Origin of the sequence: Litchfieldia salsa (assembly GCF_900104555.1) — a bacterium.
GTDB classification, from domain to species: domain Bacteria; phylum Bacillota; class Bacilli; order Bacillales; family Bacillaceae_L; genus Litchfieldia; species Litchfieldia salsa.
Window position 1 is genome coordinate 109386 of the sequence record NZ_FNJU01000011.1, and the last position, 15215, is coordinate 124600.

Below are 15215 nucleotides of genomic sequence, written 5' to 3' on the forward strand. Positions count from 1 at the left end.
GTACCTCCATTTAAATATAACTCTTATTTCAGACTACCATAAGAGAAGAATTCAAGCCAATAATGTGTTTAAAACAAAGAAAAGCGGAAGCGCCTTGGTCAGCCTCAGGCAGGCATAAGGCGAATCACGCAGGAAATCTTGATTTCTGAAGTGATTTGACTTATGACCCCGAGGGGCTAGGCGCTGGAGCTAGACACTATAACTGAGTACGAAATCCACATACTTCTTAAACGTTAAAAAAACAGACGGACATTGCCCATCTGCACGGTGCTCCTTATTCTAAAGTGGCATATTACCATGTTTTTTGTTCGGTCTTGATTCACGTTTGAATCTCATCATCTCTAATGCCTGAACTAATTTGATTCTTGTATCTCTTGGATCAATAACATCGTCTACCATTCCCTGCTTCGCTGCAATAAATGGATTAGCAAACTTTTCCCTGTACTCTTCGATTTTTTGTTTTCTTGTACTCTCTGGATCTTGGCTATCGTTAATCTCCTTTGTAAAAATAATATTTGCAGCACCTTGTGGTCCCATCACAGCAATTTCTGCATTAGGCCATGCAAAGACTAGATCTGCTCCAATTGATTTACTATTAAGAGCAACATATGCCCCACCATAAGCTTTTCTTAATATAACTGTAATCTTCGGAACAGTTGCTTCAGAATAGGAGTACAGAATTTTAGCTCCATGACGAATAATTCCACCATGCTCTTGCTTAATACCAGGGAAGAACCCTGTAACATCCTCAAATGTGATCAACGGAATATTGAACGAATCACAAAATCGTATAAATCGAGCTGCCTTATCTGACGAATCAATATCTAAACCACCTGCCAACCATTTAGGTTGGTTACAAACAAGGCCTACTACTTCCCCCTTAATTCGTGCTAAACCTACCACAATATTTTTAGCAAAATCTTTTTGAACTTCCGTAAAAGAGTTAAAATCCACAATTTCTTTGATTACTTTTCTAATATCATAAGTCCTCGTCGAATCGAATGGAATGAGGTCTGATAGGTTGGGACGATCATCATTGTCAATGGTAGCACTTTCTTCATATGGTGGCTTTTCCTGATAGCTTTGAGGTAAATAGCTTAGCAGATTTCGAACCTGCTCTAATACATCTTCCTCTGACTCACCAGAAAAATGAGCATTGCCACTTATCGTATTATGCACTTTTGCACCACCAAGATCCTCAGAGCTAATTTTTTCACCTGTTACTGTCTCAATGACCTTTGGTCCTGTTATAAACATTTGACTTGTTTTCTCAACCATAAACACAAAATCTGTAATGGCTGGAGAATATACAGCTCCACCAGCACACGGTCCCATGATGACCGAAATTTGAGGAATAACACCAGAGTAAATGCTATTGCGATAAAAGATATGACCATACCCATCAAGCGAAACAACGCCTTCTTGAATTCTTGCTCCACCTGAATCATTTAACCCGATAATAGGTGCACCATTTGTTGCTGCCATATCCATAATTGTAGCAATCTTCTTTGCGTGCATTTCTCCTAATGCTCCACCAAATACAGTGAAATCTTGAGAAAATAAATAAACTGGTCTACCATTTACTTTTCCATAACCTGTTACTACACCATCGCCTGGTCCTTTTTTATCGTTAAGTCCAAAATCTGAACAACGATGCTCTATAAATGGATTTAACTCAACAAAGGTATCTTTATCTAACAGAAGTTCTATTCGTTCCCTTGCTGTTAGTTTTCCCTTTTCATGTTGCTTCTTTATTCTTTCATCCCCACCCCCAAGTTCAATTTCCCGCCGACGATCATACAGTTCATTAATTTTACTATACATATCAGTCATAAGGATTTGACCCCTTTCTCTTTTTCACATAATTCAATAAGAACGTTTCCTGTTGATTTTGGATGTAAGAATGCAATGTTTTTTCCACCTGCACCCTTTTTTGCATGGTCATGAATCATCCTAATCCCCTCAGTTTTCAGTTGATGTATTCTTTCATCAATTGATTCAACTCCAAATGCGATATGGTGTATACCTTCACCTCGTTTATCAATAAACTTAGCGATCGCACTCTCATTTGAAGTTGGCTCTAGCAACTCAATTTTCATTTGACCAATTGATAAAAAAGCGATACTAACTTTTTCTGATTCCACTTCTTCAATGTGTTCAAGCGTAAGATTAAGGACCTCTGTATAAAATGGGAGAATCTCTCTAATTGATTTGACTGCAATTCCAATATGATCAACGTTCTTTATCAAGATAGGACAACCTCCTACTGAAAATAACGCGCCCAACCCATTAAGTAAGCGCTAACATTTTATTTTTTTCGAACATTCACTCACTTAATTTTACCATGAAAGATTGCAAAATTGTGTACTTTATGTGAAATTGTTACAGTTGAATTGTAGTAAAATGGCTTGTTCTATTCATTCTTTCAAGTTAAAATAGAATCAGAAACCTAAAATGGGAGGAATTCGTAATGTCCCGTAAAACTCAAAAGATTGTTGTTTATCTAATGATTGCTACGATGCTATTAACTTCATTATTAGCTGGAGCAAGCATGATGCTTTAAATCAGCTGCAAATTAAAGATTCAACCATATAAAAATGAGGCTGATTCAACGTTTGTTGAACAGCCTCATTTTTTTCATAGCCCACTAATTGATCGCACCGTGCAATTTACCTAACTCTTCAAAGCTTTGGTCAGTTTTCAGTATTAGCACCTTCGTTCCCACCGGTACCTTTGTGAATAGAAACTCAACATCTCTGTTATACATTCGAACACAACCACCTGTAATATATTTTGAAATGGATTGCTCATTGTTGGTGCCATGAATACCATAGATTCGGCCATCGGTCCCAGCTGCATTTAATCCCATCCAACGTGAACCAAGCGGATTATCTGGTGAACCACCCGGTATATTCTTTTTTCGGTAATACGGATTTGCCGCTTTGACTGTAATCGAAAATTCACCTTCAGGGGTTAATTCTTTCGATACACCAGTAGCGACAGGATAAATCTCTTGAATATCACCATAGTTAAAATAGGCAAGCTCGTTCGTTTGTTTATTAATGATGATATAAGGGTCACCTACAAGAGGATTTTGACCTAATGGCCAAATTGGAGAGAGAGTTACTGTTAGAATCAATGCGATTATCGCCTTCACATAGATCACCTTCTGAGCGCTTTTACTCTTAGTGTGATTAAATTAAGAAATTCCATACATCTGAAAAAATTTAAACTAAACCTTTGAACGTTTGCTTAATCACCAGGTAATGCTCCATTTCTTTAAGGAATTGTAAAAGTCCCGCCCTAGCTTCAAACTCTTCTCTCGTAGTAGGCAGCTCCATTTCTTCAAATATTTTTCTCATTTGATCCAACTTTTTCAAAAATTCGATCGCTGTATTTCCCGGATGAATTGAATTACTAATTTCTTCAATAAAATCCGCAATGATTTTACCTTGTTCTACAGAGTGTGTAATAGATGTAACGATTGGTAGCATTCGTTCAATAATCTCAAATTGTTTTTCACGCATTCTAAAATAATGATAATAGTTATTCTCTAAACGGGAGAAATGATTCTCCACATCGCGAAACGCAAGAGTTTTTGCTTTTTGTAACAGTTCTTCGGTTTCAGTGATTTCTTTTCCATCCCAATTACTTTGATTTGTTCTTAAGTAGATAACCATTTCTTTAAAAATATGACCAAATTGATCTTCTAAATCTAGTTGATATTGCTTCAAATGTTTTTCAACACTTGGCATATATAAATTAACAACGAGAGCTACGCCAATACCGATCATAATAATTCCTAACTCGTTTATGAGTAATTCATATGAAAAACTTCCAGTGATATAAATATGTAGAATAATAACAGAGCTTGACGCAATTCCTTCTGTCGCATTGAATTTCACAATGGTAGGAATTAAGAAGAGTAACAACAAACCAACCGATAACGGATGATAACCGATCACTTCAAAAAAAAGAAAAGAGAATAAGATGCCAAGAAGACAGGAAATTAAACGATCTAAAGAGCTTCTAAGAGACTTTTTCTTTGTAACTTGAATACATAAAATGGTTAATATTCCTGCTGAAGTATAAAAGTCCAAATGTAATAATTGAGCAAGTGCAATTGAAATAGCAGCACCACTCGCTGTTTTAATTGTACGATAACCAATCTTAAACATGTTTCAACTCCTGAACCCATTGTCATTTTATGTTTCTCATTATACGTATCACGAGTTACAACTACAACCTCTAAATCGTGACAATCTTACTAATTACGACTCCATTAAACTTATTCACTACAAAGAACAAAAAAAGGAAGTCATAATGACTCCCCTAGTTCCTATACTTCTTCACAATACTCATCAAATGCTTGTTGTAGCTTTGATACTACTGACATTGGATCATGACCTTCGATTTCGTGACGTTCAACCATTGTTAATATCTTTCCATCTTTAAGTAATGCAAATGATGGTGATGATGGTGGGTAACCCTCAAAGTATGATCTAGCCTTTGCAGTTGCATCTTTATCTTGTCCAGCAAATACTGTTACAAGTTGATCTGGACGCTTATCAAAATGGATCGCATTAGCAGCCGCTGGTCTGGCAATTCCACCTGCACAACCACAAACAGAATTAACCATTACTAATGTTGTGCCTTCTTTTGCTAAACAATCTTCCACTTCTTCAGCTGTTGTCAATTCAGTATAGCCAGCAGCCACAATTTCTTTACGAGCTTGTTGAACGACATCGTTCATAAACATATTAAAATCAATACTCATCATGATCTCTCCTTAATAAAAAAACATTAAATGCAATACAGTACAATCATATCATATCAATAGAGAGCGTAAAAATTCAATCTTGAAGATTGTTTTCTCTTTCTTTTTACTATTTATGTTTAAATTCACCTCAGGTGGGGATGATAGTAATACATCTAGTTCATACCCCTAAACTCCCTAGATGGAAGGAAAGTTTTCTTTCCTTCATTTTTTTTTGCTTATTCAGTCTCCTTCCTCCTTATAGATTCCGAGTATTTCTCTGGCCGCTTTAGTTGGCGTTTCTTTTCCTAGATAGACATTTTGTTCGATAAGCGGCAATTCTTTCTTCACTTTAGGATGTGAAAAGAAACGGCGCTCTAAATCATCTCTAATCATCGAATAGAGCCATTCTTTTAACTGCGATTTTCTTCTCTCTTCAAAGAATCCATTTTTTTTTGTGATTTCAATAAAACATTCTAATGTACCTGCTAACTCTTTAATTCCTTCACCTGAATAACTAGATGCAGTGTATGCTCTTACTTCCCACCCATTCGTAGTAGGTTTCATGAAATGAAGGATTTGATTATACTCTTCTTTAGTAGTCAATGCCTTTTGCTTATTATCACCATCAGCCTTGTGAATCACAATTGAATCCGCTAACTCTAATACCCCTTTTTTCATTCCCTGAAGCTCATCTCCAGCTCCAGTAAGCATAAGCAATAAAAAATAGTCAACCATACTTCTTACTACAACTTCACTTTGACCAACACCAATGGTTTCAATCAAAATAATATCATATCCGGCAGCCTCACATAATAGAATTGTTTCTCGTGTTTTACGACTAACTCCACCTAACGTACCTCCAGATGGAGAAGGACGTACAAACGCTCGGGGATCTTGCGATAACTGTTCCATTCGCGTTTTATCACCAAGAATACTTCCACCAGTTATCGAACTTGAGGGGTCAACTGCCAAGACTGCCACTCGATGCCCTATATTACATAGATGCTGACCAAATGCCTCAATAAAGGTACTCTTTCCTGCACCAGGCACACCTGTTATCCCAATCCTAATGGAGTTCCCAGTGTAGGGTAATAACCCATTTAACACATTTTGAGACTTTTCAGCATGTTTACTTGCATGACTTTCCACTAAAGTAATTGCTTGAGCTAACATGGCACGGTTCCCATTTCTTACACCATTAATAAGATCATCTATACCTTTTCCGCTTCTATTCTTTCCTGCCGTACGGTCCTTTCCCCTTTGTTCATCCATTACGACTCCACATCCTCAAGCTCCAAGCGACCAATAATTTCGTCCATTACTTTCCTAGCAGCTACTGGAATCACTGTACCTGGCCCGAAAATGGCGGAAGCCCCTTTTTCTAAAAGGAAGTCATAGTCCTGAGGGGGAATTACTCCACCGATCACTACAATGATATCTTCTCTTCCTAACCTTCTCAATTCTTCAATTAGTTGTGGCAGTAATGTTTTATGGCCAGCTGCTAAGGAACTCATTCCTACAACATGAACATCGTTTTCAACCGCTTGTTTAGCTGTTTCTTCTGCTGTTTGGAATAAAGGTCCAATATCAACGTCAAACCCTAAGTCAGCAAATGCAGTAGAGATGATTTTCGCCCCTCGATCATGTCCATCCTGACCCATTTTAGCCACTAGAATTCTCGGTCTCCTACCCTCTTGAACATAGAAATCATCGGTAATTTTTCTGACCTCCTTTATTTCTTTTTCATCATTATATTCCGAACTGTATACCCCACTTATGGAGCGAATCACTGCTTTATGCCTTTTCGCCACTTTTTCAATTGCATCTGAAATCTCTCCCAAACTAGCACGAGCACGAGCTGCTTCAACGGATAGTTCTAACAAATTGCCTTGATTTGTTTCAGTCGCAATCGTTAGTTTCTTTAAGGTTTCCCTTACCAGTTCCTCATCTCTTATTGCTCGTAGCTTTTCTAGGTTTGCTATTTGCTTTAACCTTACAGCTGTATTATCAATAGTCAGTATATCAATCGGTTCTTCCTTATCTAATTGAAATTTGTTAACACCAATAATCGTTTCAAGTCCGCTATCAATCTTTGCTTGCCTACGAGCTGCCGCTTCCTCTATACGCATTTTAGGTAAACCAGTTTCAATTGCCTTTGCCATTCCTCCTAATTCCTCAATTTCAATCATATGCTTCCAAGCCTTTTCAACTAATTGTTGAGTTAATGACTCCACATAATACGAACCAGCCCAGGGATCTATCGTCTGACATATACCAGTTTCGTTTTGTAGATATAATTGTGTATTTCGCGCAATTCGGGCCGAAAAATCTGTTGGTAAAGCGATTGCCTCATCAAGAGCATTAGTATGAAGTGACTGGGTATGCCCTAGAGCGGCAGCCATCGCCTCAATACATGTTCTGGTAATATTGTTAAAAGGGTCTTGTTCTGTTAAACTCCAACCAGATGTTTGTGAATGAGCTCGTAGTGTAAGAGATTTAGAATTCTGTGGTTTAAACTGCTTCATTAGCTGAGCCCAAATTAATCTGCCCGCTCTCATTTTTGCAATCTCCATAAAATAATTCATACTAATCCCCCAAAAAAACGATAGCCTCGGGGCAAATGAATCAATATCAATTCCTGCTTCCATACCTGTGCGAACATACTCTAATCCATCTGCTAATGTATAAGCTAATTCAAGATCAGCAGGAGCACCTGCTTCTTGCATATGATAGCCTGATATACTAATACTATTAAATTTCGGCATATGAGCTGATGTATACTTAAAGATATCTGCAATGATTCTCATTGACGTTTCAGGTGGGTAAATATACGTATTACGAACCATATACTCTTTTAAAATATCATTTTGAATCGTACCTGTAAGTTGTTCTAGTCTTACACCTTGTTCTTCGGCTGTGACGATATAAAAAGCGAGAATCGGTAAGACAGCTCCATTCATTGTCATAGATACAGACATTTGATCAAGTGGAATTGAATCAAATAAGATTTTCATATCTAGAATCGAATCGATTGCAACACCTGCTTTTCCTACATCACTAACTACTCTTGGATGATCTGAATCATATCCGCGATGTGTCGCCAAATCAAAAGCGACTGATAGCCCTTTTTGCCCCATCTCTAAGTTCCGACGATAAAACGCATTACTCTCCTCAGCCGTTGAGAAACCTGCATATTGTCGAATGGTCCAAGGTCTATTTACATACATAGTAGGGTATGGTCCTCTCAAAAAAGGAGGCAAACCTGGAAACGTATCCAGATACTTGTTTCCCTTCGTGTCATCAGATGTATATAATGGCTTAATATTAATTTGCTCATTGGTTTTAGTCACAAGGTCTTCAAACGATTTTTCAGCATTTTTTTCAAATTTCTTTTTCCATTCTTCTAGTGTCGTATCATTCGATTGAGTTCTTTTTAATTCAACTTTCGAAAAATCAATTCGCTTCTTCATTTTGGGTAACCCCCATTTTAAGCTGAAGTGCTAATAGTGTTTCATAACAATTCGTTTTTTCATGAATAAACTGAACTAATCCAATACTGCTACACTTTTCAACAACACTTTTTATTGGTTTTCCTATCAAATAAAATCGTATATTAGTTAAGCTCTTAGCAAATTCATCATTAAATAGATCCAAGTAAGCCTCATCTCTTCCACATAGTACATATGAGGATAAGTTCCTTGAATGAATATATTCCATCACTTCGTTGACATTGTTTAGACTAGCAGAACTCTCAAGTTCAAATCCACCTGCTTCAAAAAAACCCTTTGCAAAATCCGATTTTGTCTTTGAACTAGAAATGTTACCTAAAATAAGCAAACCTACCTTGGGGCGCTGACCATTTTTAAGCAAATAATGATCTGAAGATAACCTAAGAGCTTCAAAATCCTCTGTTAATCGGTGTTGTTTTATTGGAGTAATTTTAAGTGGTTCTTCTAGTTCATTGGCTTTTAATAACTGATCTCTCGTGATTTTCAATGGCAGGCTTACATTTGCTATCATTGAATTTAAGCTTTCCTCTAGGCTTTTTCTTTTTTTCTCTGAAGGTAGCTTATCTTTCACTGTTAACTTTGTAAGAGGTTGTTCAGACATATTGACAAACATATTTGTACCAACAATTCGATCCTTCCTAACCTCTACATTCATCTTTCTATTTATTGCAGTTTGCTCTATATCCTTTTGAGGAAAACCAGATTTTAAAGCTTCTAACATCCCTCCCTTTGCTTCTACTTGTCGAAAGAGCTTATAAGCTTTTTCAGCAAGTTCATTTGTAATGGATTCTATATAATAAGATCCACCACACGGATCTATCACTTTTGTTAAGAGTGCTTCCTCCTGCAGAATTAATTGGGTATTCCTTGCAATTCTTCTTGAAAATGAACGATTATCGCGTTGGTTTTGTTTGTCAAAAGGTTCAACATGAAGGCTTTCAATTCCCCCCATTGCAGCAGCGAAGGATTCTACCGTCGAACGAATGATATTAACATATGGGTCATAAATTGCCTTTGTATAAGATGAAGTTTGTGCATGTATACGCATTTTTTGATCTTCAGCACTTCCTCCAAACGCCTCAACAATAGTCGCCCACACGATTTTTGCAGCACGGAGCTTTGCAATTTCCATAAAGAAGTGTGATCCAATTGAAAAACAAAATGTCATTCGTGGTGCTAGATCATGAATACTTATTCCACGCTCAATACATTCATTCAAGTAGTCTGTAGCCGTTGCAAGAGTATACGCAAGTTCACTTACTGCACTAGCACCACCATTATGATATGCTTCACTATTTACGATGATCGTCTTTAGTTGTGGTGCATGTTCCTTTGCCCACAATAGCTTAAATGCCATAGCATCATATAAGGACTCGAAAGAATAAGGAATGTTCGCATTCTTTACTAATACATGGAGAGGGTCCATCCCCACTGTTCCTTCCAACTTTTCCATTGAAATGCAATGAGATGCACAATATTCAATAAAAACCGATAAAAATGGAAGTGAATTTGCACCCGTATTGACGAGGATTGGTGTTCCCATTATCGGGATATCTTGCAATGCTTGGGATAATTCTTCCTTTGTATTAACGGTTAGACCATTAGAGGGGATATTTGAATCAGCAACATAAAAATGAATCATTTTCTGTTTTATTGCTAATTCCTCCCTAACCTCTTCATTGAAGGTCTCTAGGTTATCTACATCTACTCCTTGTGCTATTAACCAAGGCTGTACTGTATAACCAAATGAATTGCTCCCTCGGTTAAATGGCTTCTCTCCAGGAAGTGTATGTAGATGTTTTATAGGCTCTATGTCTTTTTTGGTGTAGAGTGGTTTTATCGTTATGTTTTCATATGTATTTGTAAGCAAGGTTTCAAATGGAGCTCCTTTTAGGATTTTTATAACTTCCTCCTTCCAGGTTTTAGCATCAGTTTTATCAAATGTGATTCTTTTCGATTCATGAATTCCCATTTTCACTCATCCTCTCACTTTGAAGAAATCGCTTACATTTATGAATTTAAATGATTTACATATTTTTATTTTAGTATATCTATAGTCAACTAGCAATCAAAATATGAACAGTCGTTCATTTTATACAGAAAAAAACCCTTCCGAAGAAGGGTTTTCTAATAGATAGATGTAGTCTCTTTTGAAACATTCTCTAATATTTCTTTTACTCGTGCTAGGAAACGGCCACATACAAGCCCATCCAGTACTCGATGATCCAGCGATAAACAAAGATTAACCATATCACGAACTGCAATCATGTTATCAATAATAACAGGTCTCTTTACAATGGATTCTACCTGTAAAATGGCAGCTTGTGGATAATTAATAATCCCCATTGATTGAATCGAACCGAAGGAACCAGTATTATTCAACGTAAACGTTCCTCCTTGCATCTCAGCAGCAGTCAACTTTCCTGAACGAACTTTATTTGCTAACTCAGTAATCTCTTTAGCAATGCCCTTTATTGATTTTTCATCAGCATTTTTAATAACCGGTACATATAATGCTTCTTCAGTAGCAACAGCAATCGAAATATTGATTTCTTTCTTTTGAATGATTTTCTCTCCAGCCCACATTGAATTCATTTGTGGGAACTCTTTTAATGCTTGAGCAATAGCTTTCACGAAGAAAGCGAAGAAGGTAAGATTAAATCCTTCCTCTTGTTTAAATTGGTCTTTAAGTGAATTACGGTAATTGACTAATGTCGTTACATCCACTTCCACCATCATCCAGGCATGTGGAACTTCATGCTTACTACGAAGCATATTTGCAGCTATCGCCTTACGTATACCAGAGACCGGAATTTCAATATCTCCTGTTTCTTTTTGAACATTCACTGGATTAGATGAAGTCAAAGAATGGGACTCGTCTAGCTGATTTTGTGCTTGAGAAGCTTTTGTATTAAGTTCAGACTGAACTCCGGCTGTAGGAATTTTCCCTGTTTCAAGGATTTTCATTAAATCCTTACGGGTAATTCTACCACCAGCACCTGATCCCTCAACTTGCTGTAAATCGATTTGATTTTCTTGAGCTATTCTTAAAACAGCAGGAGAAAATCGTTGTTTATGGCCGCTTTCAACCTTAGTTGGAGTTTGGCTCATGTCGGTATTCACTTTCGGCACTTTAACTTCCTCAGATTGACTTTCACTACCCTCAACCTCAATCGTACAAATCACCGCGCCAACTTCAAGTGTCTCATCTTCTTCTGCAAGTAACTCCTTGATTACTCCACTAAAAGAAGATGGGACTTCTGCATTAACTTTATCTGTCATTACCTCCAAGAGAGGATCATACTTGTTCACACGATCTCCAACAGATACAAGCCACTTACTCACTGTTCCCTCTGTTACACTTTCTCCCAATTGAGGCATTTTAATTTTTTCAATTGCCATTACTTAAACCTCCTCATTCATCACAGTAGACTCTAAGTGCTTATTATTAAAATGCAGCAAGTTCTCGCATTGCTTTTTCGACTTTATCAGGATTGACCATAAAGAATTTTTCCATTGTCGGTGCATAAGGCATAGCTGGTATTTCTGGACCTGCTAAACGCTTTATAGGTGCATCTAAGTCAAATAAACAATGTTCTGCAATAATCGCTGATACTTCACTAATAATACTTCCCTCTTTATTGTCTTCTGTGATTAGAAGTACCTTCCCTGTTTTTGAAGCAGCCTCAATAATGGCTTCCTGATCAAGAGGATAAACAGTTCTCAAATCAAGAATATGAACGGAGATTCCATCCTTTGCAAGGCGCTCTGCAGCCTGTAATGCAAAATGAACACAAAGTCCATAAGTAATGACTGTGATATCCTCCCCTTCACGTTTGATATCAGCTTTTCCTATTGGAAGAACATAATCATCAGTAGGCACTTCACCTTTAATTAATCGATATGCACGTTTATGTTCAAAAAATAAAACTGGGTCATCATCACGTATCGCTGCCTTTAGTAATCCTTTCACATCATATGGAGTAGACGGCATAACAATCTTTAATCCAGGCTGATTTGCAAAGACAGCTTCAACTGATTGCGAATGGTATAATGCTCCATGTACCCCACCACCATATGGCGCCCGAATCGTAATTGGACAATGAAAGTCACCATTTGAACGGTAACGAATTTTTGCTGCCTCTGAAATAATTTGATTAACTGCTGGCATAATAAAATCAGCAAATTGCATTTCCGCGACAGGACGCATACCATACATTGCCGCTCCAATTCCAACGCCAGCTATCGCTGATTCAGCAAGAGGGGTATCAATAACGCGTTCTTCACCAAATTGACTATACAATCCATTTGTTGCTTTAAAAACGCCACCTTTTCTACCAACATCCTCACCCAATACAAATACCTTTGAATCTCTCTCCATTTCTTCCCGCATCGCCATTGTGACTGCATCAATATAAGATATAACTGGCATCTTATTTCCCCCTCACATCATCAGCATATACGTGTTCTAACGCATATTCAGGCTCTGAATACGGTGCGTTTTCCGCATAATCAGTCGCTTCATTTACTTGTTGAACAATACGCTCATTTATTTCATGATTTAATTCTTCTGTTAATACGCCAACTTCTCTCAAATAAGTAGCAAAGGACAGAATGGGATCTTTCTTTTTCGCCTCAGCCACCTCATCTTGTTCTCTATATGAGCGATCATCATCATCTGATGAATGTGGAGTGAGTCGATAAGAAATGGCTTCAATTAATGTTGGCCCTTCCCCGCGACGGCCACGGTCTGCCGCTTCCTTTACAGCCTCATAAACCTCTAACGGGCAATTTCCATCAACAGTCACTCCTGGCATCCCATAACCGATTGCACGATCTGAGATTTTTTCACAAGCAACTTGCTTTTCATAAGGAACAGAAATCGCATATTTATTATTTTCACACATGAATATAACTGGAAGCTTATGAACAGCTGCAAAATTAGCTCCTTCGTGAAAGTCTCCTTGGTTTGATGACCCTTCACCAAATGTTACGAAGGAAACGATATCCTTGCCTTCCATACGCCCACCTAAGGCTACACCAACAGCATGTGGAACTTGTGTAGTTACCGGCGAAGACCCTGTCACAATTCTATTTTTTTTCTGACCAAAGTGTCCTGGCATTTGTCTACCTGCTGAATTCGGATCTTCATGTTTAGCAAACCCTGACAACATAAGGTCTGTTGCCGTCATCCCAAATGCAAGCACTACACCCATATCTCGGTAATATGGAAGAACGTAGTCTTTACTACGATCTAATGCAAATGCAGCACCTACTTGCGCAGCCTCTTGACCTTGACAAGAGATCACAAATGGAATTTTTCCTGCACGATTTAAAAGCCACATTCGTTCGTCTATTTTTCTAGCAAGTAGCATCGTTTCATACATTTCCAATACACTTTTATCACTAAGTCCTAATAGTTGGTGACGATTTTTAGTCATACGTTACCCTCCTTATTTTTGAACAAGATATACTCAAATTTCTTTTCTATAAACGTTATAAATGGATAGCCTTTCCATCAACTGCTAACGCTGCTTCTCCAATTGCTTCAGAGAGTGAAGGATGTGGATGAATGGTATGAGCAACCTCCCAAGGAGTTGCATCTAATACTCGCGCCAAGCCCGCTTCTGAAATCATGTCTGTAACATGTGGGCCAATCATATGAACACCTAATATATCATTTGTTGCTTCATCTACAACTAACTTAACAAATCCATCAGATTCTCCAAATACTAGTGCTTTTCCAATTGCTTTAAATGGAAACTTACCTATCTTTAGTGTATACCCTAACTCCTTTGCCTGTTGCTCTGTGTAACCAACACTAGCAATCTCTGGATTACTATAAATACACTTTGAAATATTTGAAGTTTGAATCAGGTATGGTGTTTCACCTGCAATATGCTCAACAGCTGCTATTCCTTCATGTGAAGCAACATGGGCAAGCTGAAGACCACCAATGACATCACCAATCGCATAAATATGAGATTCTTTTGTTTGGTAAAATTCATTTGTTGTGATATAGCCATTCTCTATTTCGATATCGGTATTTTCCAACCCGATTCCTTCGATATTTGCTCTTCTTCCAACCGATTGTAATAGTTTTTCAGCTGTAAAGGATTTTGTACTTCCTTTATGTTCTGCTTCAATCGTCACACTAGTGGCATTCTTCACAAGGGACTCTGGTAAAATCTTGGCGTTGGTTAATACTTTTATCTTTTTCTTCTTTAAAAGTCGAAGCATTTCTTTTGAAATTTCTTCATCCTCAGTTGGCAGAATACGATTTGAATATTCCAACACGGTTACTTCTAACCCAAAATCCGAAAGCATTGAAGCCCACTCAATACCAATTACCCCTCCACCAATAATAATGATTGAAGTAGGAAGCTCTTTCATCTCGAGTGCTTCATCAGAGGTTAGAACAAATTCACCGTCAACCTCGAGTCCTGGTAAAGTTTGAGGTCTAGAACCAGTGGCTACAATCATATTTTTTGGGATAAGCATTTCATTTTCTTCTCCATTGGACATTTCAACCGATATTGTTCCTGGTAAGGGTGAAAAGATTGACGGACCTAAGATTCGTCCGGTTCCTTCATATATTTTGATCTTACCTTGCTTCATTAAATGCTGTACACCTTTGTAAAGCTGATTTACGACTTTTCTTTTACGCTCCTGCACCTTTTCAAAATTAAGAGAAATGTTTGAAGCAATTACCCCAAACTCTTCACTATTCTTTGTTTGAGCAAATACCTCAGCACTCCTAAGTAACGCTTTGCTCGGAATACATCCTGCATGTAGACAAGTTCCACCAAGTTTCCCCTTCTCAACAACAGCGACCTTTAATCCGAGCTGTGCGGCACGTATTGCTGCAACATACCCTCCAGTACCTGCTCCAAGAATAACTAAATCATATTCTTCTGTAGCCATAGATGTTTTCTCCTCTCTTAATC

The 15215-nt window shown here is 37.7% G+C and carries 13 protein-coding genes; 1 reads left to right on the forward strand and 12 read right to left on the reverse strand.

Translation table 11 applies throughout. The features are described from left to right. Positions 1–279: 279 nt before the first annotated feature. Positions 280–1833 (reverse strand): acyl-CoA carboxylase subunit beta, encoded by a 1554-nt coding sequence (locus BLQ56_RS18120; protein WP_090857715.1) that lies wholly within the window; start codon positions 1831–1833, stop codon positions 280–282. Further along, entirely contained in the window at positions 1830–2252 is a 423-nt protein-coding gene (mce, locus tag BLQ56_RS18125; RefSeq protein ID WP_090857874.1) for a methylmalonyl-CoA epimerase, read from the reverse strand. Before mce ends, BLQ56_RS18120 begins: the two co-directional genes overlap by 4 nt. A gap of 218 nt (positions 2253–2470) precedes the next feature. Here mce and prli42 point away from each other — a divergent pair, with 218 nt between their 5' ends. Beyond that, positions 2471–2563 carry a stressosome-associated protein Prli42 gene (prli42, locus tag BLQ56_RS23660; protein ID WP_175490375.1) on the forward strand — a complete coding sequence of 31 codons (93 nt, stop codon included), beginning with the start codon at positions 2471–2473 and terminating at the stop codon, positions 2561–2563. Between the two features lie 84 nt (positions 2564–2647). Here the strand turns inward: prli42 and BLQ56_RS18130 are convergent, their stop codons facing one another. The 10 genes from BLQ56_RS18130 to lpdA form a co-directional block, all read right to left on the reverse strand. Further along, positions 2648–3157 carry a L,D-transpeptidase gene (locus BLQ56_RS18130; protein ID WP_090857718.1) on the reverse strand — a complete coding sequence of 170 codons (510 nt, stop codon included), beginning with the start codon at positions 3155–3157 and terminating at the stop codon, positions 2648–2650. Positions 3158–3227: 70 nt separating this feature from the next. After that, positions 3228–4178 (reverse strand): aromatic acid exporter family protein, encoded by a 951-nt coding sequence (locus BLQ56_RS18135; protein ID WP_090857720.1) that lies wholly within the window; start codon positions 4176–4178, stop codon positions 3228–3230. A 161-nt stretch (positions 4179–4339) separates the two neighbouring features. Beyond that, entirely contained in the window at positions 4340–4777 is a 438-nt protein-coding gene (locus tag BLQ56_RS18140) for a BrxA/BrxB family bacilliredoxin (protein WP_090857723.1), read from the reverse strand. 222 nt (positions 4778–4999) lie between these two features. Continuing rightward, entirely contained in the window at positions 5000–6031 is a 1032-nt protein-coding gene (gene meaB / locus BLQ56_RS18145) for a methylmalonyl Co-A mutase-associated GTPase MeaB (RefSeq protein WP_090857726.1), read from the reverse strand. Beyond that, positions 6031–8229 carry a methylmalonyl-CoA mutase gene (gene scpA, locus BLQ56_RS18150; protein WP_090857729.1) on the reverse strand — a complete coding sequence of 733 codons (2199 nt, stop codon included), beginning with the start codon at positions 8227–8229 and terminating at the stop codon, positions 6031–6033. Before scpA ends, meaB begins: the two co-directional genes overlap by 1 nt. Next, positions 8213–10240: an acyl-CoA mutase large subunit family protein gene (locus tag BLQ56_RS18155; protein ID WP_090857732.1), complete on the reverse strand. Its 2028-nt coding sequence runs from the start codon at positions 10238–10240 to the stop codon at positions 8213–8215. Before BLQ56_RS18155 ends, scpA begins: the two co-directional genes overlap by 17 nt. A gap of 155 nt (positions 10241–10395) precedes the next feature. Continuing rightward, the gene (locus BLQ56_RS18160) at positions 10396–11670 is read right to left on the reverse strand and encodes a dihydrolipoamide acetyltransferase family protein (RefSeq protein ID WP_090857734.1); all 1275 of its coding nucleotides are present in this window, start codon (positions 11668–11670) and stop codon (positions 10396–10398) included. 46 nt (positions 11671–11716) lie between these two features. Next, a complete protein-coding gene (locus tag BLQ56_RS18165; protein ID WP_090857737.1) occupies positions 11717–12700 on the reverse strand; it encodes an alpha-ketoacid dehydrogenase subunit beta in 984 nt (327 codons plus the stop codon). A gap of 1 nt (position 12701) precedes the next feature. After that, complete coding sequence (locus tag BLQ56_RS18170) at positions 12702–13709, reverse strand: thiamine pyrophosphate-dependent dehydrogenase E1 component subunit alpha (RefSeq protein ID WP_090857740.1); 1008 nt, start codon at positions 13707–13709, stop codon at positions 12702–12704. A gap of 55 nt (positions 13710–13764) precedes the next feature. Further along, the gene (lpdA, locus tag BLQ56_RS18175) at positions 13765–15192 is read right to left on the reverse strand and encodes a dihydrolipoyl dehydrogenase (protein ID WP_090857742.1); all 1428 of its coding nucleotides are present in this window, start codon (positions 15190–15192) and stop codon (positions 13765–13767) included. Positions 15193–15215 lie beyond the last annotated feature (23 nt).